Source organism: Acaricomes phytoseiuli DSM 14247, from assembly GCF_000376245.1.
In the GTDB taxonomy this organism is placed as follows: Bacteria; Actinomycetota; Actinomycetes; order Actinomycetales; family Micrococcaceae; genus Renibacterium; species Renibacterium phytoseiuli.
In genome coordinates this window covers 1-3,289 of record NZ_AQXM01000014.1, presented here as the reverse complement: position 1 = coordinate 3,289, position 3,289 = coordinate 1, and the positions used below count along the sequence as shown (strand labels likewise).

Below are 3,289 nucleotides of genomic sequence, written 5' to 3'. Positions count from 1 at the left end.
ACTCACTCCCGTAGAGTTTGAGACGATCTACACGGACGCGAAAGCGGCCTGATCACCCCAAACCCCAACTGTCAACCAAACCCGGGACAGACCCCTTCCTCCGTCACTGTGCCTCCTGCTTTTCCTTGTGAATATTTCAGTCAACGACAACGATTTAGAGCATTGTTTAGCTTGCTTGACGGTGGGTGTCTATGAGCAGGTGGACCGCTTCTCGGACCAACTCAGCCTGCGTCCTACCGGTGACCTTGCGAAGGTTCTGGAAGTCCGCATATGTCTCCGGATCTAATGCACCGCGAACCACAGGTGAAGCGCCGTTCTTCTCTGATCCCACAGAGGGCCTACCCGCTTTTAGGAAGGCATTGAAGGCTTCCTCGGACCCAAACTCTTTCAACATGAATTCACGTCCTGCAGCGGCCGCCGCCGCTCCAGTCCTCACTTTTCCAGCGGACCGGACAGGAACATTCGGATCCGTGAATCGGGCAGCGAGTTCGTCGTAATTCGCTTCTTGCTCTGGTGTAACCATCAGGGATTCTCCTCTCGGTACCTACGGAACTTTGGACCTAGTTCCATCACATGAAAAACGATCGCTTCTCGTCCATCGTCGAAATGTTCTACAAGAACTTCCAACTCACGTCTCGACTGCGCATGCGGCGGACCAATGTACAAAGCAATATGACTCCCGCCATGCCTAGGGGCTTCCTCAACAAGCTCATCGCTATACGAGTGGTAAACAATCGCATAGGAAGCCTCTTGCCGCGACCATCCATGCTTCGCCGTCGAGGCCGTGAACTGTGGAGCCATGTCACCATCATACCAAATTATGGCCTAGTATACGAGCCGTAAATTAGGGCCGATAATGAATCTCATATCAACCGTACCTGGCTTCACGAACACCCAGCCCCTAGATCAAGGGGCCAATATAATCAGGGGTCAGACTTTCTTGACCCTTATGGTGACCTGTGTCACTCTGTGTTTTATCTGTTGGTATTGATGAGTAAGGGGTTCCACATGTTGGGTCGGCGCGGGTTGATCGCGGTCGGGTTGTCGTTTGCTTTGCTGGCAGGGGTCACACCCTCTGCTGTAGCAGCCCCTCAATCTCCATCCTCGGAGGTGAACCTGACCCAGGCTTCACTGAACAACCTCAACGCGAAAGACAGTTCTCTTCTTCTTCCTTCGAGTGATCAGTCGGGTATTGGCACTGTTCCGATTACAGGTGGAAGCGTTGACGTTCCGGAGCAGTTATCACAAGGGGTGAAGTTCACCGGGCCAGATCGTGACCAGATCACGATGAAACTCCCTCACTCGGGGGAAGCTCGCCCTGGTTCAGTCACAGGCGACGGGGCGATAGTTTACCCTGGCGGTGCAGCGTCGAACTCGGTCATTGTCGGTGATTCACAAGTACAGATGCTGACTACCATCACCTCTGCTGCTGCACCTGTTGAGTACTCATATGATTTGTCTCTTTCACCAGGGCAACGCTTAGAGCTAGTCAATGGCGGTGCAGCGGTAGTCAATCCTGACGGATCGCCCGCTTTGATCGCAGGCGCACCCTGGGCAAAAGACGCGCAAGGGGCTGCGGTCGAGACGAGTTACAGGGTCGAAGGCACCCGGCTGGTCCAAACGGTCGATCACACCACAGCCGATGTCGCCTACCCTGTGGTGGCTGACCCGATCTGGCTAGCCCCGTGGGCTATCCGGTGTTTGATAGGTATCGGTTTGAATTCAACTCAGATCAGTCAAATTGCCAGTAAGGGCAGTCCGTGGGCTATAGCGGCCGCTTTTGGCTGGGGTGCTGTTCGTTGCGTGATGGGGAGGTAATCATGGGTTTATTCACACCAAAAATGACGCGCCAACAGATCGAGGACCGTTTGAGCGAGATCAATGCTGAGCTGGGCGGTGACGTTTTCCCATCGGACGAGATGAACCAAGCCATGGAAACGATCAAGGCTAATGAAGGTGACACCGGAGCTATTAAAACCTCGTTGAAGGCTCAAGGGATCTCTGACCCGGTGAAACTAGTCAAAGATCAGTTCTCGGACATCGCCCGGCTAGGCAAGCTACACCGCGAGAAAGCGAGGCTAGAAAAGCAACTCCGCAAACTCACCTCGACGTAATAGCCTGTGCTGTTGTTGCTAACAACTCGTGCGGATGAGCCAATAGCTGCCTAGTTTCAGGATCACCGATCAACTGATCGAGTAGCCTCTGCCCGCCTTCCACATAGCCGATCCAGTACTTGCCGAAATGGTAAAGGCTCAAGGGCAGCACCTGCGTTTGCTCTGCGGCTTGAACGGTAACCTGCCCATTACGCGGTCGGAGATCAGAATAGCTTTCTCCCGCGGCAGCCATAACACCGTGGAATACGGAGGAAAGACGTTGCGGCAACCGCGAACGACTTTGAGGCACCGAAAGAACCATAGACCCAACATCACTCCACCCCCACCGGAGTGTGTCAGCCTGGGCTTCACCGTAGTAAACGACCTGCCCGGGATGAAACTCAAAACGTGCCCTTCCCGGCTCACCCAAAACTAAAACCCCATCAACAACACAGAACAAACCCCAAAAATCCACCACAAACCACCTCCCACACATAAAAACCCACCGCTAACGAGATTGACCCCCTTCTTATCGGCTCCGGTAGACGTCGGCTCGGTGGTCGATTCGCAGTAGCTCAATGACTACTTTTTTCTCGTTGATCGAATACACGATCCGGTACGGACCACGCCGTGCGGAGTGGAATCCTGCCAGCTCGCGCTCTAGCGGTTTGCCAACGCGCTGCGGGTTCCGCGCGAGATCTCCATACACGAATTCAATAATGGCCGGCACGATACGCGGCGGCACTCTGTGCAGATCTCGCCGTGCCGTGGCCGAGAAGATAATCTCGTAGGCCACGGGCTAGGAAGCCTGCGTTTTTGGTACACCGAACTCAGCCCGAATCTGCTCTTCGGAGAATACGTTTCCTTCGGCAATATCCTGCTGCGCTAGGGCCAGATCCTCCCGAATGCCTGGCTGTGACAACCAGTAAAGAGTCTCTTGAATGGACTCCCATTCATCGGTACCAACGATGATCGCCGCTGGCGAACCATTCTTGGTAATCACCACCTGATCATGCGTTGTGGATGCGGAATCGACCAGCTCTGAGAGCTTGGCCTTCACTGTAGAAAGAGGTAATGTCTGCATACAACTATTATAGGTCTGAAGGGTCTGCCCCGGGTTTGGTTGACATCTGATCTGTGAGGATTCGTCCTCGCTGGAAGGATGTATCTCTTGCCCAAGCCCTATCCGAAAGAGT

Annotated in this window: 5 protein-coding genes; 2 read left to right on the top strand and 3 right to left on the bottom strand. The window is 54.0% G+C overall.

Annotation, left to right across the window (positions count from 1 at the left end; genetic code table 11):
• The first annotated feature begins 1,110 nt into the window (after positions 1-1,110).
• Together C501_RS13405 and C501_RS0100175 are read left to right on the top strand one after the other, a co-directional pair.
• Positions 1,111-1,818 carry a hypothetical protein gene (locus tag C501_RS13405; protein ID WP_156807536.1) on the top strand — a complete coding sequence of 236 codons (708 nt, stop codon included), beginning with the start codon at positions 1,111-1,113 and terminating at the stop codon, positions 1,816-1,818.
• A 2-nt stretch (positions 1,819-1,820) separates the two neighbouring features.
• Positions 1,821-2,114, top strand: a complete 294-nt coding sequence (locus C501_RS0100175; protein WP_043567687.1) for a hypothetical protein — start codon at positions 1,821-1,823, stop codon at positions 2,112-2,114.
• Here the strand turns inward: C501_RS0100175 and C501_RS14085 are convergent.
• From C501_RS14085 to C501_RS0100165, 3 genes are read right to left on the bottom strand one after another with little or no spacing between them, the layout of a single operon-like run.
• Positions 2,101-2,571, bottom strand: coding sequence for a hypothetical protein (locus C501_RS14085; protein ID WP_156807535.1), 471 nt, complete (start codon positions 2,569-2,571; stop codon positions 2,101-2,103). The two genes, C501_RS0100175 and C501_RS14085, sit on opposite strands and share 14 nt — an antisense overlap.
• A gap of 51 nt (positions 2,572-2,622) precedes the next feature.
• Positions 2,623-2,889, bottom strand: coding sequence for a type II toxin-antitoxin system RelE family toxin (locus C501_RS0100170; RefSeq protein WP_018133621.1), 267 nt, complete (start codon positions 2,887-2,889; stop codon positions 2,623-2,625).
• 3 nt (positions 2,890-2,892) lie between these two features.
• Entirely contained in the window at positions 2,893-3,177 is a 285-nt protein-coding gene (locus C501_RS0100165) for a type II toxin-antitoxin system Phd/YefM family antitoxin (RefSeq protein WP_018133620.1), read from the bottom strand.
• Positions 3,178-3,289: the final 112 nt, after the last annotated feature.

What these genes read in the sequence shown, in the direction of transcription:
- C501_RS0100175 (WP_043567687.1), top strand. Translation starts at nt 1,821, where the DNA reads ATGGGTTTATTCACACCAAAAATGACGCGCCAACAGATCGAGGACCGT.
- C501_RS0100165 (WP_018133620.1), bottom strand. Translation starts at nt 3,177, where the DNA reads ATGCAGACATTACCTCTTTCTACAGTGAAGGCCAAGCTCTCAGAGCTG.